The organism is Aurantimonas manganoxydans SI85-9A1 (genome assembly GCF_000153465.1).
GTDB classification, from domain to species: domain Bacteria; phylum Pseudomonadota; class Alphaproteobacteria; order Rhizobiales; family Rhizobiaceae; genus Aurantimonas; species Aurantimonas manganoxydans.
In genome coordinates, this window is record NZ_CH672387.1 from 1,373,630 (window position 1) to 1,394,025 (window position 20,396).

Consider the following 20,396-nt stretch of genomic DNA (forward strand, 5'->3'; position numbering starts at 1 on the left):
AACGCCCGGCGGTGACGCCGGGCGTTTCGTCATTCAGCTGTCGGGCTGGCGATCAGGCCATGGCCTTCTGCAGGTTCTCGTCGACCTTGTCGAGGAAGCCGGTGGTCGACAGCCACGGCTGGTCCGGGCCGATCAGCAGCGCCAGGTCCTTGGTCATGTGGCCGCTCTCCACGGTCGACACGCAGACCTTTTCCAGCGTCGCGGCGAAGTCGGCCAGGGCCGTGTTGCCGTCGAGCTTGGCACGGTGGGCGAGGCCACGGGTCCAGGCGAAGATCGAGGCGATCGAGTTGGTCGAGGTCTGCTCGCCGCGCTCGTGCTGGCGGTAGTGGCGGGTGACGGTGCCGTGGGCGGCTTCCGCTTCCACGGTCTTGCCGTCCGGCGTCATCAGCACCGAGGTCATCAGGCCGAGCGAGCCGAAGCCCTGCGCCACCGTGTCGGACTGCACGTCGCCGTCGTAGTTCTTGCACGCCCAGACGTAGCCGCCCGACCATTTCAGGTTGGAGGCCACCATGTCGTCGATCAGGCGGTGCTCGTAGGTGATCTTGGCGGCCTTGAACTTGTCCTCGAACTCGGCCTCGTACACCTCCTGGAAGATGTCCTTGAAGCGGCCGTCATAGACCTTGAGGATGGTGTTCTTGGTCGACAGATAGACCGGGTAGCCGCGCTGCAGGCCGTAGTTCAGCGAGGCGCGGGCGAAGTCGCGGATCGACTCGTCGAGATTGTACATGGCCATGGCGATGCCGGCGGCCGGGGCGTCGAACACCTCGTGCTCGATAGTCTCGCCGTCTTCGCCGACGAACTTGATCGACAGCTTGCCCTTGCCCGGGAACTTGAAGTCGGTGGCGCGGTACTGGTCGCCATAGGCATGGCGGCCGACGATCACCGGCTTGGTCCAGCCGGGCACCAGGCGCGGCACGTTCTTGGCGATGATCGGCTCGCGGAAGATGACGCCGCCGAGGATGTTGCGGATCGTGCCGTTGGGCGACCGCCACATCTTCTTTAGGCCGAATTCGGCGACACGGTCCTCGTCCGGGGTGATCGTCGCACATTTGACGCCGACGCCGTGCTTCTTGATGGCGTTGGCGGCATCCACCGTCACCTGGTCGTCGGTGGCGTCGCGGTTTTCCATGCCGAGGTCGTAATATTCAAGGTCGATGTCGAGATAGGGATGGATCAGCTTGTCCTTGATGAACTGCCAGATGATCCGGGTCATCTCGTCGCCATCGAGTTCCACGACCGGATTGTCGACCTTGATCTTCGCCATCTCTGTCTTCCCCCTGAAGCAATGAAAACGCGGCCCTGAGCGGCCGCATGGATGCAGGACGCGGTGCCACGCCCGAAACTCACGGCGCCCTATAACACCCGCATCGGTGGACGCAAAGCATGGGCGGCGCCGCTCGCCGCCGGTGGGCCGGTGCGGCCCGCCACCAACCGCACAGGAGTTTGCGCATGTCAGCATCGGTGGTGGCGGAGGCGCCCTGCGGCCGGGTGCGGGGCAACCGCATCGGCGGCATCGCCAGCTTTCTCGGCATTCCCTATGCCGCGCCGCCGGTGGGAAGCCTGCGCTTTGCCGCACCAAGGCCCGCCGCGCCGTTCCGGGGGACCTTCGACGCCGATGCCTACGGGCCGGCAGCGCCCCAGCGCCGCGCCTTGGCCGAACCCTTCGCGACCTTTGCCGGGCTGAAGCGGACCTTCAGCGAGGACTGCCTCAACCTGCATGTCTGGACGCCGGACACGCGCGGGTCGCGGCCGGTCCTCGTCTTCATCCATGGTGGCGGCTTCATCATCGGCTCGGGCTCGCAATATCCGGGCGCCGATCTCGCCCGGCGCGGCGACGCCGTGGTGGTGACGCTGAACTACCGGCTGGGCGTCTTCGGCTTCAACGGCTTTGCCGAACTGTTTCCCGGCGACGCGCGCTTTGCCGCCAATGCGGGGCTGCTCGACCAGCGGCTGGCGCTCGCCTGGGTGCGCGACAACATCGCGGCCTTCGGCGGCGACCCGGGACGGGTGACGATCGCCGGCGAATCCGCCGGGGCGGCCTCCGTCGCCTTCCACATGGCGGCGCCGGGATCGCATGGGCTGTTCTCGCGGGCGATCATGCAGTCGGGCGGGCTCAACCTGTTCTATCCGCGGCAGCAGGCGATGGAGATCGGCGCGCGCACGCTGGCGGTTCTCGGGGCAGAGGCCGATCGCGAGCGCCTGTTCCGGCTGGCGCCGCGGGCCTTCGGCCTTGCCGCGCGCAAGGTCACGGCGGAATTTCCCGGCATTCCCTCGCGGCCGCATTTCGACTGCGGCGAACTGCCGGACGGCCCGCTGCCCGCGCTCTACCGCGCCGTGAAGCCCGTGCCGCTCCTGATCGGCACCAATCGCGACGAGTTCTCATTCTTCAGTGAATTACCGATCTTCAAGATCGACAGCGACAAGCCGTCCCTGACCCGGTGGGTGGCCGAGACGGCGGGGGAGGCGGCGGCCGAGAGGATCGCCGCGCTCTATCCCGCCGGCCGGGCCGGGCGCATCGCCTTCGGCACGGATCTCCTCTTCCGCATGGCGGCGATCCACATGGCCGACAGCCAGTCGCAGCGTGCGCCCACCTACATGTACCGGCTGGACTGGGAGGCGAAGGGGCTCCTGTCGCGGCTCGGGGCCACCCATTCGGTCGATCTGCCGCTGCTGTTCGAGGATTTCCTGAAGCCGTTCCGCAGCGTCTATCTCGGCGTCCTGCCCGATCCGGCGCGCCAGCAGCTGGCGACACGGATGCGCGATCGCTGGATGGCCTTCGTCAATGGCAGGCCGCCCGGCGACGACTGGCCGGCCTACCGGACCGAAACCCGCGAGACGCTGGTCCTGTCCGGGCGGCGGGATCGCGTTGAGGCCGATCCCGATCCGTTGCGCCGCATCGCCTGGGAGGGTGTCGACGGCGCAACGCCGTGAGGAACCAGCGCAGCTGCGCGGCTGGGGATGCTCTTGCGCCCCGCTTGGCGTGGCGGGCGTGGCGCGGTATCAGCGAGCCGAACAGAGGATGTCGCCAGCGTGCCCGAGAACCAGTCGCCCAACAAGACGCCCGAGGCCGGGCCCGCCATCGTGCTCGTGGAGCCTCAGCTCGGCGAGAATATCGGCATGGTGGCGCGGGCGATGGCCAATTTCGGCCTGTCCGACCTGCGCCTCGTCAGCCCGCGCGACGGCTGGCCGAACGAGCGGGCGGTGGCGGCTGCCTCGCGCGCCGACCATGTGATCGAGGCCGCCCGGCTCTATGACAGCGTCGAGGCGGCGGTGGCCGATCTCACCTTCGTCTATGCGACGACGGCGCGGGCCCGCGACAGCTTCAAGCCCGTGCGCGAGCCCGAGACGGCCGCCGCCAATCTGCGGGCGCGGATCGGCGCCGGCCAGTCGGCCGGTATTCTGTTCGGCCGCGAGCGCTTCGGCCTGTCCAACGAGGAAGTGGGCCTTGCCGACGAGATCGTGACGTTTCCGGTCGATCCGGATTTCGCCTCGCTGAACATCGCCCAGGCCGTGCTCCTGGTGAGCTATGCCTGGCGCATGGCGGGCTCGGCGGATGTCACCAAGCCGCGCTTCTCGGCGCCCGAGGTGCCGCCGGCGCGCAAGGAGGACCTGCACCGGCTGCTGGAGCATCTGGAGACCTCGCTCGACCGCAACGGCTATTTCTATCCCGAGCACAAGCGCGAGGCGCTGGCCCAGAAGCTGCGCACCATGCTCACCAAGGCCGGCTTCTCCGAGCCGGAGGTGCGCACCATGCGCGGCGTCATCCGCTCCTTCGACTATGTCATCGCCAAGGGCGGCCTCGCGCCGGCGGACAAGGCCGAGGGCGGCCACGCCAGCGACGCACCGGAGGGGGCCAATACGGCACCGGACGTGAGCGGAAAGCCGGCCCTGTGAACGCCCCGATCCTCGTTTTCGATTCGGGCATTGGCGGGCTGACCGTGCTGCGCGAATTGCGGACGGCGATGCCCGACCGGCGCTTCATCTATGTGGCCGACGATGCGGGCTTTCCCTATGGCGACTGGGAGGAGGAGCCGCTGGTGGCGCGCATTCTCGACCTCTTCGCCGAGCTCATCGACACCTACGAACCCAGCCTTGCGGTCATCGCCTGCAACACCGCCTCGACGCTGGTGCTGCCGCAATTGCGCGCCCGTTTCGCCATTCCCTTCGTCGGCACGGTGCCGGCCATCAAGCCGGCCACCGAGCGCACCCGGTCGGGCCTCGTCAGCGTGCTGGCAACGCCCGGCACGGTGCGCCGCGTCTATACGCGCGATCTCGTGGAGGCCTTTGCCACCCATTGCGAGGTGCGGCTGGTGGGATCGCCGGAACTGGCCCGGCTGGCCGAACGCTCGCTCCTCGACAGCGAGGCGAGCGGCGACCAGGAGCTCGACGACGCAATGGCGGCGGAGATCGCCCCGTGCTTCGTCGAGGCCGGCGGCCAGCGGACCGACATCGTCGTTCTCGCCTGCACCCATTATCCGTTGATCGCCAACCATTTCCGCCGTCTGGCGCCATGGCCGGTGGACTGGCTCGACCCGGCCGAGGCGATCGCCCGGCGGGCGCGCTCGCTGTGCAAGCCGGGCTCGGGCGAACTGCCCGAAGGCTTCGACAGCGCCCATTTCACCGGCGGCGCACCCGGCTACCAGATGCGCCGGCTGGTGCGGGGCTTCGGTCTCGAAGTGGCCGACGGCGCCCGCTAGCCCGCCGCCCGCTCGGCGAAGCGTGCCAGCAGCAGATCCTCTTCAACCCGGCGCAGATCGTCCTCGGCGTCCCACAGATCGTCGCGCAGCCGCCGCAGCTCGCGCCGCTTGCCGCGCTCCGCCTTCTCGTCGTCCAGCGTGTCGATCTCGTCGCGCAGGCGGTCGATGCGCCCTCGCAAATCGTCGACCCGCCGATCGGCATCATAGACGCGCTTGTGGGCGCGGTAGGGTTCCTCGAAGCCGGCCTTGAGGTCGAGCGGGCAGGAACTCTGGTAGCTGCCGCCCCGCGCCCCGATCCTGGCGCCGTTCTCCGGCGTGCAGAAGCTGGAAATGCCGGCGTCCCAGCCGCTGCGCCAGGCGGACAGGTCGGGTTCGATCCCGTGCTCGCTGCAGGCGGCCTGGTGCTGCGCGACGAAATTGACCGGCCGGCCATTGGCCCCGTCCGATTCGCCGAGGGTGCGCCAGTCGCTGGTGACGCACTCCTCTTTCGACAATGTGGCGCAGGCGCTCAGCAGCACCCCCGCGCCCAGCACCAGCGGCAAGACCCTCATCCGTCGCCCCATCCCGGCCCCCTTCCGTATCGGCAGGTGGCAACGGGTGGCATCGCCGGGCGCAAAGATCAAGCTGCGCTATCCGATCAAAACGGACTGCGGGGAACGAGGCGGGACAAGCGGCGTTGCAGTCACCGACACCCGTACAAGAGGACCAGACCCATGGACATCATCCGCATCATTCTCGCGATCATCCTGCCGCCGGTCGGCGTGTTCATGCAGGTCGGCTTCGGCAAGCACTTCTGGATCAACATCGTCCTGACGCTGTTCGGCTACATTCCCGGCATCATCCATGCGATCTGGGTGATCGCCAAATACTGATCCGGCGGGCGGCCCGGTTGACAGTTTCCGGCCGCCCCCGTATGGAACAGCCCAGCCGGTTGGACCCGTTCCAGCCGGTTTTTGACGTGTCCCGTGGACGGCTCGCCTCGTGCCAATGTCGTCCTGTCAGTCCGCAACAGTGGGCAGAGGAGGGCGCGTTTCCTCGAAAAGGTCCTCGGATTGTCCGCGGGGCCTCGTTTTGTTGAAGGAAATGCGATGAGCAAGCGCGCATCAGCGAAGTACAAAATCGATCGCCGCATGGGCGAGAACATCTGGGGCCGTCCCAAGTCCCCGGTGAACCGGCGCCAGTACGGCCCGGGCCAGCATGGCCAGCGCCGCAAGGGCAAGGTTTCCGACTTCGGCGTGCAGCTGCGCGCCAAGCAGAAGCTCAAGGGCTATTACGGCGACGTCTCCGAGAAGCAGTTCCGCAAAATCTACGAAGAGGCCGCGCGCCGTAAGGGCGACACCTCGGAGAACCTGATCGGTCTGCTCGAGAGCCGCCTCGACGCCGTCGTGTATCGTGCGAAATTCGTGCCGACGATCTTCGCGGCCCGTCAGTTCGTCAATCACGGCCATGTCAACGTCAACGGCGTGCGCACGAACATCCAGTCCTACGTCTGCAAGCCGGGCGATGTGATCGAGGTTCGTCAGAAGTCCAAGCAGCTGACGATCATCCTCGAGTCGGTTCAGCTCGCCGAGCGCGACGTGCCGGAATACATCGAGGTCGATCACCAGAAGATGGTCGCGACCTACCAGCGCGTTCCGGGCCTGCACGACGTGCCGTACCCGGTGCAGATGGAACCGAACCTCGTGGTCGAGTTCTATTCGCGCTGATTTCTCGGTGCATGCGAGTTCTGCGAAAGGCCGTCCTCTGGGCGGCCTTTTGTTTTGGGCGGTCTGCGGCTAGACGAGGCCCGTGACGACGGAGGCGGGGATGCTCGATCTGGAGACCGCGCGCGCAGCGGACGCGCAGGACGACGACGCGGCGACGCCGGCCGCCGAGGATGGCGCCGGCTCGGCGCATCCGCTGTTTCGCGACTGCCCGTCCTCGGTGACCTTCAAGAAGCTGCGCAAGCGGCTTCTGCGCGAGATGCGCGAGACCATCGAGGCGCATGCCATGGCCCGGCCGGGTGCGCGCTGGCTGGTCGGCCTGTCCGGCGGCAAGGATTCCTACGCGCTGCTGGCGCTCCTGTCGGACCTGAAATATCGCGGCCTGCTGCCGGTCGATATCCTCGCCTGCAATCTCGACCAGGGGCAGCCGAACTTCCCCAAGCACGTGCTGCCGGATTTCCTGAGCCGCTACGACATTCCGCACCGGATCGAATATCGCGACACCTATTCGGTCGTCACCGAGAAGGTGCCGTCGAACGCCACCTATTGCGCGCTGTGCTCGCGCCTGCGGCGGGGCAATCTCTACCGCATTGCCCGCGAGGAGGGCTGCGAGGCGCTGGTTCTCGGCCACCATGCCGACGACTGCCTCGAGACCTTCTTCATGAACCTCTTCCATGGCGGCCGGCTGTCGGCGATGCCGGCCAAGCTCATCAACGACGAGGGCGACCTGATGGTGCTGCGGCCGCTGATCCGGTCGGTGGAGGAGGACATCGCCAAATTCTCGGCCGCCATGAAATTTCCGATCATCCCCTGCGATCTCTGCGGCAGCCAGGACGGCCTGCAGCGCAACGTGACAAAGCAGATGATCGCCGACCTCGAGCGTCGCTTCCCGGGCCGCAAGCAGGTGATGCTGCGGGCGCTGGCCAATGTGCGGCCCGGCCATCTGCTCGATCCGTCGCTGTTCGACTTCGCCGGACTGGCGCCCGCTTCCCCCACGACCTGACCCCTCAGCCGAAGGCCTTCCGTCATGACCGCACCCATCGATATCGACCGTCTGGCCCATATCCTGCGGGAGGCGGCGATCGCGGAGATCATGCCGCGCTTCCGCAATCTATCGGAGGCCGACATCCGGCAGAAGACCTCGGCGACGGATCTCGTCACCGAGGCCGACGAGGCGGCCGAACGGTGGATCGCCCGCGAATGCCGGTCGCTGGCGCCCGACGCCCTGTTCCTCGGCGAGGAATCGGTAGCCGCCGACCCGGCGCTGCTGGATCGCCTCGACGACGCGGAACTGGCGATCGTGGTGGACCCGGTCGACGGCACGGCGAATTTCGCCGCCGGCCTGCCGCTGTTCGCGGTGATGGCGGCGGTGGTGCTGCGCGGCGAGACCGTCGGCGGCATCATCTACGATCCGGTGGGCGACGATGTCATGATCGCCGAGAAGGGCGCCGGCGCGATCCAGCGCACGCGTTCGGGCGAGACGCGGCGGCTGACGACGGCAGCCGCCCTGCCGCTGGCCGAGACCATCGGCTGCATCAGCACCAGCTATTTTCCGCCCAACGACAAGGCCGCGCTGCTACCGCGCCTGGCGGGGGTGAAGATCACCGGAAACTATCGCTGCGCCGGCCACGAATACCGGCTGCTCGCCTCCGGCGGCTCGCATTTCAGCGTCTATTCCAAGCTGATGCCCTGGGACCATCTGGCCGGCTGCCTGCTGGTCGCAGAGGCCGGCGGTCATGTCGGCAAGCCCGACGGCTCGCCCTATACGCCGCGCGACAAGGAAGGCGTGGTCATCGCGGCCTGCGACGCCAGCGTCTGGACCGCCGCGCGGGACGGCCTGCTGCCGCGATAGGCGACGGCGACGGCAGGGCCCGGCGTTCGCCAGTGGCGCGCGGCGGGGCTGCTATTCGGCGCCGGTGCTCGCGGGGGCGGACCCAGCGGCCGGCGTGTCGTATTTGGCGTCGAACAGCCGCCCTTCTGCCAGCACCACGCAGATCAGCGACGAGACCGACAGGATGATGAAGCCGACCAGCATCGGCAGCACCGTGCCGTCGTAGAAATAGCCGATCGCCGCGCCGAACAGGCCGCCGCCGAAGGTCTGCATGAAGCCCAGCACCGAGGATGCGGTGCCGGCGACATGGCCGAGCGGGTCCATGGCCAGGGCGTTGAAGTTCGTGCCGATGAAGCCGAACAGGCAGAAATTCAGCGTCATGATCGGCACGAAGAACCACAGCGGCGCGGCGCCGCCCATGGCGTAGGCGACGACGAGGTGCAGGGCGGCCAGCGACAGGAAGCCGATCAGCGCGCCATGGGAGAGGCGCCGCATGCCGAGCTTCTCGACCAGCTTAGAGTTCAGGAACGAGGCCGCCGACATGAAGACGGCAGTCGCCGAGAAGACGACGGTGAAGATCGGCCCGAGGCCGTAGAGGCCGGTATAGATCTGCTCGGCCTGATTGATGAAGCCGAACAGGACGCCGAAGATCAGTGCCGTGGAGACGGTGTAGCCGAAGGCGACCCGGTTGGTCAGGACGATGCGGAAGGCCTCGACGATGCGCTTGCCGGTCAGCTCGCGCCGGTCGTTCGGATGCAGGGTTTCCGGCAGGCGGAGGGCGGCCCAGACCGTGACGAAGGCGCCAAAGATGGCGATCGCCACGAAGATCTCGCGCCATGAGCCGAACAGCATGATCGCCTGGCCGATATTCGGCGCGATCACCGGGATCGCCATGAACACCATCATCACCAGCGACATGACGCTGGCCATGCGGCGGCCGCCGAAGCAGTCGCGCACCACCGAGATGGCGATGACCCGAGTCGCCGCCGCGCCGATGCCCTGCAGGGCGCGCAGCGCCAGGAGGATGCCGAAGGTGGGCGAGAAGATCGCCGCGATCGAGGCGAGGATGTAGACGGCGAGGCCGAAGAACAGGATCGGACGGCGGCCAAACCGGTCCGACAGCGTGCCGTAGAGGATCTGCGCTCCGCCGAAGCCGAGGATGTAGGCGGTGATCACGAACTGGCGCTGGTTGGCGTCGTCGACGCCGAGGGCCGCGCCCATTTCCTGCAGCGAGGGAATGAAGATGTCGATCGCCGCCGCGTTGAGCGCCATCAGGCAGGCGACCATGGTGACGAGTTCCCAATAGGGAAGCCCGCGCGTTTCGGCGTTGGGGGACGCGTTGGACATCATCAGCCTCGTGGGATCGATCCGCGCAGATGTATTTCGCACTGCACAAAACCGCAAGCATGGCTTAGCAATCTGGCAGCCTGAAGCGGGCGACGCTGTGTCAACCGAAAGCGGCCCGCACGCTCAAGAACGCACGGGCCGCGGATCGGGATATGGGGCAGGCGCGCGGGATGTCCCGCGGCGCGCCGAAAGGTCAGCCGGCGGCGGGCGCCGGCGCGGTGGTGGCGATGCCCTTGTCGACCAGGAAGGTCTGCAGCTCGCCGGCCTGGAACATCTCGCGGATGATGTCGCAGCCGCCGACGAACTCGCCCTTCACGTAGAGCTGCGGGATCGTCGGCCATTCGCTGTAGGCCTTGATGCCCTGGCGCAGATCGTCGGTCGAGAGGACGTTCACGCCTTTGTACTCGAGACCGAGATAGTCGAGAATTTGCACGACCTGGCCGGAAAAGCCGCACTGCGGGAAGGCCGGCGTGCCCTTCATGAAGACCACGACGTCGTTGGTCTTCACTTCGTTGTCGATCCATTCGTTGATGGCGGTCATGGATGCGGTCCTTTGCTCAGGGTTCGCGGACACTGGTGCAGCGGCCTTCAGCGCTTCTGCCGTGCGTCCATTTCAATCGCCTCGCTCGTCGAAAGCAAGGTGTCTGTCAGGCGGCCGGTCGGACCGGCACGCAAGCGCGCGGGCAATCCGCGCAGGGTTTGTCCTGCATCACGCGGCCATGTCGTCCGTCGTTCGGACGGCTAGGGCGGCGCGATGCGAAAACGTCGGCGACGGGAACCTCGTCCTCGTCACCCCGACATATTACTTCGGCGCGCTGGTTTGTAGGGCCAGGGCGTGCAGTTCGCCGCCCATGTTGCCCCGCAGCGCCTGGTAGACCATCTGATGCTGCTGGACGCGCGACTTGCCGCGAAAGCTCTCCGAGACGATCTCGGCGGCATAATGGTCGCCGTCGCCCGCCAGATCGCGGATCGTCACGTCGGCATCGGGGATGGCGTCCTTGATCATCGTCTCGATGTCGCGGGCGTTCATGGGCATGTGCTGGATCTCCTTCGGCCGGGTCCGGAATCGCGGCCGGGCCTGATGATAGGTATCGCCCGGTCCGCGATCAATCGGGCGGACCGGGGAGGGGCCTTCGCTCAGGCGACGGCGGCCGGCTCGACGATCTCACCGGACATATAGGCCGGGAACCAGGTCTCATGGGCGATCGTCAGCTCTTCCACCGTCACGTCGAGGCGCCCGGCGACGACCAGCCGCTCGCCCTCGACGGTGCCGAGGCGGCGGACCGGCACGCCCGCCACAGCCGCTTCCGCTTCCACCGCGGCGACGTCCCCGGCCTTCAGTGCGACGACGTAGCGGGCCTGATCCTCGCCGAACAGGCGGGCATGGCCGGAGCCGTCGCCGGCATCGACGCTGGCGCCGCGACCGGAGGCCATGCACATCTCGGCCAGCGCGATGGCGAGGCCGCCGTCGGAGAGGTCGTGGCAGGCGGCGACACGGCCGTCGCGGATCAGGCCGCGCACGAAGTCGCCATGGCGCTTCTCGGCGGCCAGATCGACCGGCGGTGGGGAGCCAGCCTCGCGGCCGTCGATCTCGCGCAGATAGACCGTTGCGCCCAGATGCGTGCCGTCGGCACCGATCAGCACCAGCGTCTCGCCGTCCTGCATGCCGCCGATCGTGGCGGTGCGGCTGCGATCCTCGATCAGGCCGACGCCGCCGATGGTTGGGGTCGGCAGGATCGCTTGGCCGTGGGTCTCGTTGTAGAGCGAGACATTGCCCGAGACGATCGGGAAGGCGAGGGCCTCGCAGGCCGCGCCGATGCCCTCGACCGCCTTGACGAACTGGCCCATCAGTTCCGGCTTCTCGGGATTGCCGAAGTTCAGATTGTCGGTGGAGGCGAGCGGCTCGGCGCCGACGGCGGTCAGGTTGCGCCAGCATTCGGCGACCGCCTGCATGCCGCCCTGCAGCGGGTCGGCCTCGCAATAGCGTGGCGTGACGTCGGAGGAGAAGGCCAGCGCCTTGGTCGGATGCCCGTCGACGCGCACGACGCCGGCGTCGCCGCCCGGCCGCTGCAGCGAATTGCCCTGGATCAGCGTGTCGTACTGCTCGAACACCCAGCGGCGCGAGCACAGGTCCGGCGAGCCGAGCAGCTTGATGAGCGCGGCGCCGTAATCGGCGGGCTCGGCGATGTCGGCGGCGGCGATCGGTGCCGCCGGCACCGGCTCGATCCACGGCCGGTCGTATTCCGGCGCTTCGTCGCCCAGTTCCTTGATCGGCAGATTGCCGACCTCGCGGCCCTCCCACATGATGCGGAAGCGCAGATCGTCGGTGGTGCGGCCGACCACCGCGAAGTCGAGGCCCCATTTGACGAAGATCGCCTCGGCCTCGTCGCGCTTGTCCGGGCGCAGCACCATGAGCATGCGCTCCTGGCTCTCCGACAGCATCATCTCGTAGGCGCTCATCTTGGCTTCGCGGACCGGCACCTGGTCGAGGTCCAGCTCGATGCCGAGGTCGCCCTTGGCGCCCATCTCGACGGCCGAGCAGGTCAGGCCCGCCGCGCCCATGTCCTGGATGGCGATGACGGCGCCGGTCTGCATGAGCTCGAGGCAGGCTTCCAGCAGGCACTTCTCGGTGAAGGGGTCGCCGACCTGCACGGTCGGGCGCTTCTCCTCGATGGTGTCGTCGAACTCGGCCGAGGCCATGGTCGCGCCCCCGACACCATCGCGGCCGGTCTTGGCGCCGAGATAGACCACCGGCAGGCCAACGCCCTCGGCCTTGGAGTAGAAGATCGCGTCGGTCTTCGCGAGGCCGGCGGCGAAGGCGTTGACGAGGCAATTGCCGTTGTAGCGCGGGTGGAAATTGACCTCGCCGCCGACGGTCGGCACGCCGAAGGAATTGCCGTAGCCGCCGACGCCGGCGACGACGCCGGCCACGACGTGGCGGGTGCGCGGATGGTCGGGCGCGCCGAAGCGCAGGGCGTTCATCGCCGCGATCGGCCGGGCGCCCATGGTGAAGACGTCGCGCAGGATGCCGCCGACGCCGGTCGCCGCGCCCTGATAGGGCTCGATGTAGGAGGGGTGGTTGTGGCTCTCCATCTTGAAGACCACGCAGAGGCCGTCACCGATATCGACGACGCCGGCATTCTCGCCGGGCCCCTGGATGACGCGCTCGCCCTTGGTCGGCAGGGTGCGCAGCCAGCGCTTGGAGGATTTGTACGAGCAATGCTCGTTCCACATGGCCGAGAAGATGCCGAGCTCGGTCAGGGTCGGCTCGCGGCCGATCAGCGCCAGGACGCGGTCGTACTCGTCCGGCTTCAGCCCGTGCGCGGCGATCAGTTCCGGGGTGATGGGGGTCTCGGCGTTCATGGCGTGTCCTGGGGCGACGTTCCGGCAAGGTCCTGCGCGCCTGTTACCATCTGGCGCGGCGCACACAAAGGGGCTTGGCCGGTGTTCCCCCGTTGGTCGCCGACATCCGGCCCGGCGAGCGGCCGGGCGGCGAGACGCTCTGCCGCACCCGATGCCGGTTTCGCGCCGGTCCGATCGATGGTCTCATCGCATACGGGGACCGGCACAGGCAGGGAGAACCCGATGGCGACCATGGCGAGACGAGCGGCGTTGCAGCTTGCCGGAAGCGCGGGTCGAGCCGGTCAAGCAGCGCTGGTAGGATCGGCTGGCGGTTAGACCGCCACCGTGGGTGCCTCGCGCCTAGCGCTGGCCCGCCGGCACATAGGCGATGTCGCCGGCCCGGCAGGGTGCCGTATCGGCCGGGCGGCGCAGCACCAGCGTGTCGTCGTCCACCTGCGAGATCGCATCGCCGTCGAGGCGGCGGGTGAACAGGATCAGCGCGTGGTCCATGCCGCCGCTGGCGGCCGGCGAGCGCAGGCAGAGACCATAGCCGCCGAGATCGCGGTCGGTCAGGAAGGTCGCGGACCGCTCGGCGCTGCGGCGGCGATAGATGCCGGCGGCGGTGGCGTTCGCATAGTCGATTTCGGCCGGGGCGGGGCCGGCAAAGGCCGGCGCGGCGACCGGGGTGGCGAGCTCGGCCAGCGACGCGGATTCGCCCGACAGGCAGGCGCTCAGGCCGAAGCCTGCCAGCATCGCGGCAAGGGTCCGCAGGCGTCGCATGTCAGGCCGAGCAGCCATCCGCGCCGGCGCGCCAGCGGGACAGGTCGGCAGAAATGCGGGCGGCGACGGGCTCGCCCATCAGCGGACCGTAGGTGTCGATGGCGGTCGAGCCCTTGCGGCCTTCGACGACCAGCAAGGGCTTGGATTCCGGCTTGCCGCGCGGCACCAGCAGGAAGCGCGGCCGGCCGGAGAAGGACGAGAGCTCCGGCGCGAGGCTGTAGGGCGCGAAGGCGGCATCGCCGGATTTGAACCAGCAGCGATTGGCCGTCAGCGTCAGACGTTCCATCCGGTCGAGGCCGGTGTCGTCGCCCGCGGCGGCGTCGCCGGTCGCGACGCCGGGCTTGGCCGCGCAGGCGCCCAGCAGCGCGGTCAGGGCGAGGGCAGCCAGAAGCGCGGCGGGCCGCAGGACGGGCTGGCTCACGCGGCGAGACGCGAGGTGATGCCGAGCGCGCTCTCGAAGATCGCACGGCCGTCGGTGCCGCCATGCTCGGGTTCGATGAGGTTCTCGGGATGCGGCATCATGCCGAGGATGTTGCCGTCGGCGTTGACGATGCCGGCGATGTCGCGGATCGCGCCGTTCGGATTGGTGCCCTCGGCGTAGCGGAAGACGACGCGGTTCTCGCCGTCGAGGCGGGCCAGCGTCTCGTCGTCGGCGAAGTAGTTGCCGTCGTGATGGGCGACCGGGCAGCGGATGATCTGGCCGTCGGTGTAGTTGCCGGTGAAGCGGGTGGCGGCGGTCACCACTTCGAGCTTCACCTCGCGGCAGACGAAGCGCAGCGTGTTGTTGCGCATCAGCGCGCCCGGCAGGAGGCCGGCCTCGCACAGGATCTGGAAGCCGTTGCAGACGCCCAGCACCGGCACGCCGCGAGCGGCGGCCTCGGCAACCGCCCGCATCGCCGGCGCACGCGCTGCGATGGCGCCGCAACGCAGGTAATCGCCGAAGGAGAAGCCGCCCGGGATGACGATCAGGTCGACATCGGGGATCGTCGTCTCCGTCTGCCAGACCGTCTGCGGCGCCTTTCCGGTGATGTCGGTCAGGGCGGCGATCATGTCGCGATCGCGATTGAGGCCGGGGAGGAGGACGACGGCTGTTTTCATGGGTGCGGCTCGAAAGATGAGGACGATCCGGCGGCTGGCTCAGGCGTCAGCCACCGCTCTGAGCGGTCGAACGAGGCCGTCGACGCCTTCAGGCGATCTCGACGGTGTAGTTCTCGATCACCGGATTGGCGAGCAGCTTGTCGCACATGGCGTCAAGCTGGGCCTGTGCGGTCTCGCCAACGGTGCCGTGGAGCTCCACGTCGAAGACCTTGCCCTGGCGGACCGATCCGACGCCGTCGAAGCCGAGATGGCCCAACGCGCCCTCGATGGCCTTGCCCTGGGGGTCCAGAACGCCGTTCTTCAGCGTGACGACAATGCGTGCCTTCATCACGATATCCGCCTGTCTCTCGAATAGACCAGTTTCAGCGCCGGTACCGGCTGCTTGACGGCACGGCGCCGCCTCACTTGACCAGTACCGGCCCCGAGGGGCGGGGTGGCTCGTTTTCATTCATGATGCCGAGACGACGCGCGACTTCCTGGTAGGCCTCAACGAGGCCGCCCATGTCCCGGCGGAACCGGTCCTTGTCGAGCTTCTCCTGGGTCTGCACGTCCCACAGGCGGCAGGAATCGGGCGAGATCTCGTCGGCGACGATGATCCGCATCATGTCGCCCTCGAACAGGCGCCCCATCTCGATCTTGAAGTCGACGAGTTGGATGCCGACGCCGAGGAAGAGACCGGAGAGGAAGTCGTTGACCCGGATGGCCAGCGCCATGATGTCGTCGATCTCCTGCGGGCTCGCCCAGCCGAAGGCCGTGATGTGCTCCTCGGAGACCAGCGGATCGTCGAGCGCGTCGGCCTTGTAGTAAAACTCGATGATCGAGCGCGGCAGCACCGTGCCTTCCTCGATGCCGAGGCGCTTGGCCAGCGAGCCGGCCGCGACGTTGCGCACCACCACTTCCAGCGGAATGATCTCGACTTCCTTGATCAACTGCTCACGCATATTGAGCCGCTTAATGAAGTGAGTCGGGATGCCCATCTTGTTCAGGTGGGAGAAGATGTATTCGGAGATGCGGTTGTTGAGGACGCCCTTGCCGTCGACAACCTCGTGCTTCTTCTTGTTGAAGGCGGTGGCATCGTCCTTGAAGAACTGGACCAGGGTGCCGGGTTCCGGGCCCTCGTAGAGGATCTTGCCCTTGCCTTCGTAGATACGGCGGCGACGTGTCATTATGCAGCTCTATCGTGGTGGAGGCGCCGGCCCTGGCCCGGCGCGAAGACGTCTGACGACTATGCCGCTCATTAGCCCAAACGGCGGACCTTAACAATCGTCGAGGGGTGGCTTGCTCGGGAAGTCGTGCGGTTGTGCGCACAAATCAAGGGCGCAAGCGCCTGTTCGCGGCCGAATGCGGCTTCAAAACATCCGCCGCAGCCGGTAAGGGTCAGCTAGGCCGAAGGGTTTCGTCCGGCCGATTGTTCTAGGAGGATACGATGTCGCTGAACGACCGCGAGCGGGACTTCGAGTCGCGCTACGCCCATGACCAGGAGCTTCGCTTCCGCATCGAGGCCCGGCGCAACAAGCTGCTCGGCCTTTGGGCGGCAGAGCTTCTGGGCAAGACCGGCGACGACGCGAAGGCCTATGCACAGGAGGTCATCAAGGCGGACTTCATCGAGCCCGGCGACAACGACGTCTTCCAGAAGATCCGCAAGGATTTCGACGCCGCCGGCGTGGACCAGTCGGACCACCAGATCCGGCGGCACATGGCCCAGTTCCTCGGCGAGGCCGAGACGCAAGTCCGCACCGAATAGAATGGCTCTTCCCAAACTTCGCAGCCGCCTCGGCGAAGGCAGCTTCGTGCTGTCGTGCTGGCTCGGCATACCCGAACCGCTCGTACACGAGGCGTTCCTGCGCGCCGATTTCGACGTGGCGACCTTCGACGTCCAGCATGGTCTCTTCGATGTCGGCTCCCTGCGGGTGGCGATCGAGCGCGCCGTCCTTCTGAACAAGCCGGCGCTGGTGCGCCTGCCGATCGAGGACCGGTCGCTGGGCGCACGGTGCCTGGATTTCGGCGCCACGGGCCTGATCATGCCGATGATCGAGACCGCCGAGGATGCCCGCGCCTTCGTTTCGGCGGTGAAATATCCGCCGGTGGGCCTGCGCTCCTACGGCCCGACCCGTGCGGCCCAGCTGCACAATTACGGGAACCGCGGCGGCTACGTGCCCGAGGCCCGCATCGAGACGCTGGCCTTTGCGATGATCGAGACGGCTGCCGCCCTCGACAATCTGCCGGAGATCCTCGCCATCGAGGGGCTCGACGGCATTTTCGTCGGCCCGTCGGACCTGTCGATCGCCCTGTCCGGGGACGGCACGCTCGATCCGGGCAGCGAGAAGACGGAAGCCACGATCCGCGATCTCGCGGCATCGGCTGCCGCGGCCGGCAAGATCGCGGCGATCTATGCGATGACGGCCGAGGACGCCAAGCGCTATCGCGGCTACGGCTACCGGATGGCCTGCGTCGGATCGGATTTCGGCGTGCTGGGGGCCGGGGCGGCCGCCCTGGCGAAGGCGGCGTCCGCCTGAGCCTGACCTGAAGTGCCTGGCGCCGTTCGCGGCGTCAGGCGGGCACGGTCAGCCGCGACATGAACTTGCCGAAGGTCAGGAGACCTTCCGGCCACGGCCCATGCCCGCTGTCGGCATTGATATGGCCTGCCTCGCCGGCATCGATGAACAGCGATCCCCACGCGCCGGCAATGTCCTCGGCGCTTTCCAGCGACGAGAACGCATCGTCGCGGCTGGCGACGACGACGCTCGGAAAGGGCAGCGGGTCGCGGGGATAGGGGCCGAAGGTCATCAGATGGCGCGGCCGGATCGCATCGTTCTCGACATCCGGAGGCGCGACCAGGAACGCGCCCGAGATCCGGTTGCGGAACTGCGGGATCGCCTGCACCGTGGCCGCGACGCCGAGCGAATGGGCGACCAGCACGATCGGCCGCGTCGATTCGTTGACGGCGTCGGCGATGGTCCGGGTCCAGTCGTCGCGCACCGGTTTGGTCCATTCGGCCTGCTGGACGCGGCGCGCGGTCGACAGCTTCCGCTCCCACCGGCTTTGCCAGTGGTCTTCGGGTGAGCCCTTGTATCCGGGCACGATGAGAATATCGGCATCTGCAACTCGCATCGGACCCAGATGCGGTCGGTCGTCAGGCGTGTCAAGGCGCGGCTTGCGAAACCCGCCCCGGTAGCTAACCAGTTGCTACCTTGAGAAGTTGTCGCGCGAGGGCAGGGGACAGGCCGACGAGGCGGCGCAGCAGTGCCGTCTGCCCGACCCAGATCTCTGCCTCGGCGCGGGCCAGACCGCGTATGATCCGGTCCGCCGCCTTGTCGACGGGCATGCGGCCGCGCGGGACGCTCGCGGTCATCGGCGTCTCCACCACGGGCAGCAGGATCTCGGTGATCGCGAGCCGGCCGCCGGCTTTCTCGGCCTGGTAGCGCATCGACTGGGTAAAGCTGCGCAGGCCCGCCTTCGTGGCGCAATAGACCGGGTGGGGAACGGTCGGGGCGACGGCCAGCCCGCTGGTGTTGTTGACGATCATCGCGCTGTCCAGCCGGCCGAGCGGCGCGAAGAGACGCTGGCAGATGCGGATCGGCGCCCGCAGATTGACGGCGATCTGGGCCTCGGCGCGCGCGTCCAGTGTCGCGGGGTCGCTGCGGGCGAGGTCGCCGCGCTCGGATATGCCGGCATTGTTGATGACGACGGAGAGGTCCGGATGGCGCGCGAGGAGGCCGTCGAGGGCGCCGTCCAGCGCACTCATGTCGGCCAGATCGACCGGCTTGTGAATGAGCGACGGGTGAATGCGTTCGGGCGGGCGCCGCGACCAGACCTCGACCTTGCAGTCCAGTGCCAACAGCCGCTCCGCGAGCGCGGCGCCGACGCCGCTCGACCCGCCGGTCAGGAGGATCGTCCGGCCCGAAAGGGCAAAGCGCCGCGCCATTCGGGCCGTCAGTCGGCCGGAAGGGTGACGGGCGCCTCGTCCGGGGGCGTCTCGCCGGTCTCGGTCGAGACGCCGGCCGCGTCGCGAGTGCCCTCGTCAGGGGTGGCGGTGAAGAACAGGAAATAGGCGATCGCGGCGACGACGATGACGGTCAGTGCGATCCAGAGCGTGTGATGGCGCCGGTTCGGGCGCGAGGGGCCGCGGGGCGTGGACATGGCTCTTCCTCCCGGTTGATCGGCTGCGACCGGCGGTTGCCGGATGCCGGGCGCAGCCCTCATCCTGCCAACCGCCGGTGACGTCGATTGTTCCGGATGCGGCGCGTCAGCCGGCGCGGCCGAAGACCCGTTCGAAGATCGTGCCGACATGCTTGGTGTGGTAGCCGAGGTCGAATTTCTCGCGGATCGTCGCCTCGGGCAGCGCCTTGGTCACCTCCGGATCGGCCAGGAGCTCGGTCAGGAAGTCCTTGTCCTCCTCCCAGACCCGCATGGCGTTGCGCTGGACCAGACGATAGGAATCCTCGCGCGACACGCCGGCCTGGGTGAGCGCCAGCAGCACCCGCTGGGAATGGACCAGGCCCTTGAACTTGTTGAGATTGGCCAGCATCCGGTCGGGATAGACCAGCAGCTTGTCGACGACACCGGTGAGGCGGGCAAGGGCGAAGTCCAGCGTGATCGTCGCGTCCGGGCCGATGTAGCGCTCGACCGAGGAGTGGGAGATGTCCCGCTCGTGCCAGAGCGCGACGTTCTCCATGGCCGGCATGGCGTAGGAGCGCACCATGCGGGCGAGGCCCGTGAGGTTCTCGGTCAGCACCGGGTTGCGCTTGTGCGGCATGGCCGACGAGCCCTTCTGGCCGGGCGAGAAATACTCCTCGGCTTCCAGGACCTCGGTGCGCTGCAGATGGCGGACTTCCGTTGCGAGCCGCTCGATCGACGAGGCGACGACGCCGAGGGTGGCGAAGAACATCGCGTGGCGATCGCGCGGAATGATCTGGGTGGAGACCGGCTCGACGGTCAGGCCCATGGCCTTGGCGACATGCTCCTCGACCCGCGGATCGATATTGGCGAAAGTGCCCACGGCGCCGGAAATGGCGCAGGTGGCGATCTCGGCGCGGGCCGCGACCAGCCGCTCGCGGCACCGCTCGAACTCGGCGTAGGCGAGGGCCAGCTTGACGCCGAAGGTGGTCGGCTCGGCATGGATGCCGTGAGAGCGGCCGATGGTGATGGTGTCGCGATGCTCGAAGGCGCGGCGCTCCAGCGCCGCCAGCAGCGCGTCCATGTCGGCGAGCAGGATGTCGGCCGCCTTGGTCAGCTGCACGTTGAAGCAGGTGTCGAGCACGTCGGACGAGGTCATGCCCTGGTGCACGAAACGGGCGTCGGGGCCGACGATCTCGGACAGATGGGTCAGGAAGGCGATGACGTCGTGCTTGGTCTCGGCCTCGATCGCGTCGATCCGGTCGATGTCGAAGGTCGCGGCGCCGCCCTTTTCCCAGATCGTCCTCGCGGCACTTTCGGGAATCACGCCCAGCTTGGCCAGCGCATCGCAGGCATGGGCCTCGATCTCGAACCAGATCCGGAATTTCGTCTCCTGCGACCAGACGGCGACCATGTCGGGGCGGGAATAGCGAGGGATCATCGGCTGATATCTTTCGAAGACGAGCAGGAGAAGGGATGCGC

24 protein-coding genes are annotated in these 20,396 nt (G+C 67.8%); 9 read left to right on the plus strand and 15 right to left on the minus strand.

What is annotated here, in order from left to right; translation table 11 throughout:
* Positions 1-52: 52 nt before the first annotated feature.
* Entirely contained in the window at positions 53-1,264 is a 1,212-nt protein-coding gene (locus tag SI859A1_RS06445) for an NADP-dependent isocitrate dehydrogenase (protein WP_009209022.1), read from the minus strand.
* Positions 1,265-1,449: 185 nt separating this feature from the next.
* Between SI859A1_RS06445 and SI859A1_RS06450 the strand changes: the two genes are divergently transcribed.
* The 3 genes from SI859A1_RS06450 to murI all read left to right on the plus strand — a co-directional run bounded on the left by SI859A1_RS06450 (position 1,450) and on the right by murI (position 4,697).
* Positions 1,450-2,931: a carboxylesterase/lipase family protein gene (locus SI859A1_RS06450; RefSeq protein WP_040325463.1), complete on the plus strand. Its 1,482-nt coding sequence runs from the start codon at positions 1,450-1,452 to the stop codon at positions 2,929-2,931.
* Positions 2,932-3,030: 99 nt separating this feature from the next.
* Positions 3,031-3,894 carry an RNA methyltransferase gene (locus tag SI859A1_RS06455; RefSeq protein ID WP_276324889.1) on the plus strand — a complete coding sequence of 288 codons (864 nt, stop codon included), beginning with the start codon at positions 3,031-3,033 and terminating at the stop codon, positions 3,892-3,894.
* Positions 3,891-4,697 (plus strand): glutamate racemase, encoded by an 807-nt coding sequence (gene murI, locus SI859A1_RS06460; protein ID WP_009209025.1) that lies wholly within the window; start codon positions 3,891-3,893, stop codon positions 4,695-4,697. The genes SI859A1_RS06455 and murI overlap by 4 nt, the downstream gene beginning before the upstream one ends.
* Here murI and SI859A1_RS06465 read toward each other — a convergent pair.
* Complete coding sequence (locus tag SI859A1_RS06465; RefSeq protein WP_050767461.1) at positions 4,694-5,248, minus strand: DUF2799 domain-containing protein; 555 nt, start codon at positions 5,246-5,248, stop codon at positions 4,694-4,696. The genes murI and SI859A1_RS06465 overlap by 4 nt on opposite strands.
* Before the next feature lie 162 nt (positions 5,249-5,410).
* Here SI859A1_RS06465 and SI859A1_RS20800 point away from each other — a divergent pair, with 162 nt between their 5' ends.
* From SI859A1_RS20800 to SI859A1_RS06485, 4 genes are all read left to right on the plus strand, one after another.
* A complete protein-coding gene (locus SI859A1_RS20800) occupies positions 5,411-5,569 on the plus strand; it encodes a YqaE/Pmp3 family membrane protein (RefSeq protein ID WP_040325465.1) in 159 nt (52 codons plus the stop codon).
* A 216-nt stretch (positions 5,570-5,785) separates the two neighbouring features.
* Entirely contained in the window at positions 5,786-6,403 is a 618-nt protein-coding gene (gene rpsD / locus SI859A1_RS06475; RefSeq protein WP_009209026.1) for a 30S ribosomal protein S4, read from the plus strand.
* A gap of 100 nt (positions 6,404-6,503) precedes the next feature.
* Positions 6,504-7,403 carry a tRNA 2-thiocytidine(32) synthetase TtcA gene (gene ttcA, locus SI859A1_RS06480; RefSeq protein WP_040325467.1) on the plus strand — a complete coding sequence of 300 codons (900 nt, stop codon included), beginning with the start codon at positions 6,504-6,506 and terminating at the stop codon, positions 7,401-7,403.
* 24 nt (positions 7,404-7,427) lie between these two features.
* A complete protein-coding gene (locus SI859A1_RS06485; protein WP_009209028.1) occupies positions 7,428-8,252 on the plus strand; it encodes an inositol monophosphatase family protein in 825 nt (274 codons plus the stop codon).
* Between the two features lie 51 nt (positions 8,253-8,303).
* Here the strand turns inward: SI859A1_RS06485 and SI859A1_RS06490 are convergent, their stop codons facing one another.
* The 9 genes from SI859A1_RS06490 to purC form a co-directional block, all read right to left on the minus strand.
* On the minus strand, positions 8,304-9,578 hold the full coding sequence (locus SI859A1_RS06490) for a multidrug effflux MFS transporter (RefSeq protein WP_050767677.1): 1,275 nt from the start codon (positions 9,576-9,578) through the stop codon (positions 8,304-8,306).
* A 193-nt stretch (positions 9,579-9,771) separates the two neighbouring features.
* Positions 9,772-10,119, minus strand: a complete 348-nt coding sequence (gene grxD, locus SI859A1_RS06495) for a Grx4 family monothiol glutaredoxin (protein WP_009209030.1) — start codon at positions 10,117-10,119, stop codon at positions 9,772-9,774.
* Positions 10,120-10,380: 261 nt separating this feature from the next.
* Positions 10,381-10,614: a BolA family protein gene (locus tag SI859A1_RS06500; RefSeq protein ID WP_024348598.1), complete on the minus strand. Its 234-nt coding sequence runs from the start codon at positions 10,612-10,614 to the stop codon at positions 10,381-10,383.
* A gap of 101 nt (positions 10,615-10,715) precedes the next feature.
* On the minus strand, positions 10,716-12,941 hold the full coding sequence (gene purL / locus SI859A1_RS06505; protein WP_040325470.1) for a phosphoribosylformylglycinamidine synthase subunit PurL: 2,226 nt from the start codon (positions 12,939-12,941) through the stop codon (positions 10,716-10,718).
* 339 nt (positions 12,942-13,280) lie between these two features.
* Positions 13,281-13,700, minus strand: coding sequence for a hypothetical protein (locus tag SI859A1_RS06510; protein WP_040325472.1), 420 nt, complete (start codon positions 13,698-13,700; stop codon positions 13,281-13,283).
* Between the two features lies 1 nt (position 13,701).
* Positions 13,702-14,121 (minus strand): hypothetical protein, encoded by a 420-nt coding sequence (locus tag SI859A1_RS06515; protein ID WP_040325474.1) that lies wholly within the window; start codon positions 14,119-14,121, stop codon positions 13,702-13,704.
* Positions 14,118-14,798 (minus strand): phosphoribosylformylglycinamidine synthase subunit PurQ, encoded by a 681-nt coding sequence (purQ, locus tag SI859A1_RS06520; RefSeq protein WP_009209034.1) that lies wholly within the window; start codon positions 14,796-14,798, stop codon positions 14,118-14,120. Before purQ ends, SI859A1_RS06515 begins: the two co-directional genes overlap by 4 nt.
* Before the next feature lie 88 nt (positions 14,799-14,886).
* Positions 14,887-15,129 carry a phosphoribosylformylglycinamidine synthase subunit PurS gene (purS, locus tag SI859A1_RS06525; protein WP_040325476.1) on the minus strand — a complete coding sequence of 81 codons (243 nt, stop codon included), beginning with the start codon at positions 15,127-15,129 and terminating at the stop codon, positions 14,887-14,889.
* A gap of 70 nt (positions 15,130-15,199) precedes the next feature.
* On the minus strand, positions 15,200-15,964 hold the full coding sequence (purC, locus tag SI859A1_RS06530) for a phosphoribosylaminoimidazolesuccinocarboxamide synthase (protein ID WP_009209036.1): 765 nt from the start codon (positions 15,962-15,964) through the stop codon (positions 15,200-15,202).
* A gap of 260 nt (positions 15,965-16,224) precedes the next feature.
* On the opposite strand from purC, the gene SI859A1_RS06535 reads away from it, so the two are divergent.
* Both SI859A1_RS06535 and SI859A1_RS06540 read left to right on the plus strand, forming a co-directional pair.
* The gene (locus tag SI859A1_RS06535; RefSeq protein ID WP_009209037.1) at positions 16,225-16,542 is read left to right on the plus strand and encodes a DUF1476 domain-containing protein; all 318 of its coding nucleotides are present in this window, start codon (positions 16,225-16,227) and stop codon (positions 16,540-16,542) included.
* Between the two features lies 1 nt (position 16,543).
* Positions 16,544-17,314, plus strand: a complete 771-nt coding sequence (locus SI859A1_RS06540) for an HpcH/HpaI aldolase family protein (RefSeq protein ID WP_009209038.1) — start codon at positions 16,544-16,546, stop codon at positions 17,312-17,314.
* 34 nt (positions 17,315-17,348) lie between these two features.
* Here SI859A1_RS06540 and SI859A1_RS06545 read toward each other — a convergent pair whose 3' ends face one another.
* From SI859A1_RS06545 to purB, 4 genes are all read right to left on the minus strand, one after another.
* On the minus strand, positions 17,349-17,909 hold the full coding sequence (locus SI859A1_RS06545; protein WP_009209039.1) for an RBBP9/YdeN family alpha/beta hydrolase: 561 nt from the start codon (positions 17,907-17,909) through the stop codon (positions 17,349-17,351).
* A gap of 64 nt (positions 17,910-17,973) precedes the next feature.
* Positions 17,974-18,723 carry an SDR family NAD(P)-dependent oxidoreductase gene (locus SI859A1_RS06550; protein WP_009209040.1) on the minus strand — a complete coding sequence of 250 codons (750 nt, stop codon included), beginning with the start codon at positions 18,721-18,723 and terminating at the stop codon, positions 17,974-17,976.
* A gap of 8 nt (positions 18,724-18,731) precedes the next feature.
* Entirely contained in the window at positions 18,732-18,938 is a 207-nt protein-coding gene (locus SI859A1_RS06555) for a hypothetical protein (protein WP_040325478.1), read from the minus strand.
* A 106-nt stretch (positions 18,939-19,044) separates the two neighbouring features.
* Positions 19,045-20,355, minus strand: coding sequence for an adenylosuccinate lyase (gene purB / locus SI859A1_RS06560; RefSeq protein WP_009209041.1), 1,311 nt, complete (start codon positions 20,353-20,355; stop codon positions 19,045-19,047).
* Between the last annotated feature and the right edge of the window lie 41 nt (positions 20,356-20,396).

Bases quoted from the DNA above. Each gene is read 5' to 3' on its own strand.
- purL (WP_040325470.1), bottom strand. From the start codon at position 12,941: ATGAACGCCGAGACCCCCATCACCCCGGAACTGATCGCCGCGCACGGG.
- rpsD (WP_009209026.1), top strand. From the start codon at position 5,786: ATGAGCAAGCGCGCATCAGCGAAGTACAAAATCGATCGCCGCATGGGC.
- SI859A1_RS06510 (WP_040325472.1), bottom strand. From the start codon at position 13,700: ATGCGACGCCTGCGGACCCTTGCCGCGATGCTGGCAGGCTTCGGCCTG.
- purB (WP_009209041.1), bottom strand. From the start codon at position 20,355: ATGATCCCTCGCTATTCCCGCCCCGACATGGTCGCCGTCTGGTCGCAG.
- purC (WP_009209036.1), bottom strand. From the start codon at position 15,964: ATGACACGTCGCCGCCGTATCTACGAAGGCAAGGGCAAGATCCTCTAC.
- SI859A1_RS06450 (WP_040325463.1), top strand. From the start codon at position 1,450: ATGTCAGCATCGGTGGTGGCGGAGGCGCCCTGCGGCCGGGTGCGGGGC.
- ttcA (WP_040325467.1), top strand. From the start codon at position 6,504: ATGCTCGATCTGGAGACCGCGCGCGCAGCGGACGCGCAGGACGACGAC.
- SI859A1_RS06535 (WP_009209037.1), top strand. From the start codon at position 16,225: ATGTCGCTGAACGACCGCGAGCGGGACTTCGAGTCGCGCTACGCCCAT.
- SI859A1_RS06550 (WP_009209040.1), bottom strand. From the start codon at position 18,723: ATGGCGCGGCGCTTTGCCCTTTCGGGCCGGACGATCCTCCTGACCGGC.
- SI859A1_RS06500 (WP_024348598.1), bottom strand. From the start codon at position 10,614: ATGCCCATGAACGCCCGCGACATCGAGACGATGATCAAGGACGCCATC.
- SI859A1_RS06485 (WP_009209028.1), top strand. From the start codon at position 7,428: ATGACCGCACCCATCGATATCGACCGTCTGGCCCATATCCTGCGGGAG.
- SI859A1_RS06545 (WP_009209039.1), bottom strand. From the start codon at position 17,909: ATGCGAGTTGCAGATGCCGATATTCTCATCGTGCCCGGATACAAGGGC.
- SI859A1_RS06555 (WP_040325478.1), bottom strand. From the start codon at position 18,938: ATGTCCACGCCCCGCGGCCCCTCGCGCCCGAACCGGCGCCATCACACG.
- purQ (WP_009209034.1), bottom strand. From the start codon at position 14,798: ATGAAAACAGCCGTCGTCCTCCTCCCCGGCCTCAATCGCGATCGCGAC.
- SI859A1_RS06445 (WP_009209022.1), bottom strand. From the start codon at position 1,264: ATGGCGAAGATCAAGGTCGACAATCCGGTCGTGGAACTCGATGGCGAC.
- grxD (WP_009209030.1), bottom strand. From the start codon at position 10,119: ATGACCGCCATCAACGAATGGATCGACAACGAAGTGAAGACCAACGAC.
- SI859A1_RS20800 (WP_040325465.1), top strand. From the start codon at position 5,411: ATGGACATCATCCGCATCATTCTCGCGATCATCCTGCCGCCGGTCGGC.
- SI859A1_RS06490 (WP_050767677.1), bottom strand. From the start codon at position 9,578: ATGTCCAACGCGTCCCCCAACGCCGAAACGCGCGGGCTTCCCTATTGG.
- SI859A1_RS06540 (WP_009209038.1), top strand. From the start codon at position 16,544: ATGGCTCTTCCCAAACTTCGCAGCCGCCTCGGCGAAGGCAGCTTCGTG.
- SI859A1_RS06465 (WP_050767461.1), bottom strand. From the start codon at position 5,248: ATGAGGGTCTTGCCGCTGGTGCTGGGCGCGGGGGTGCTGCTGAGCGCC.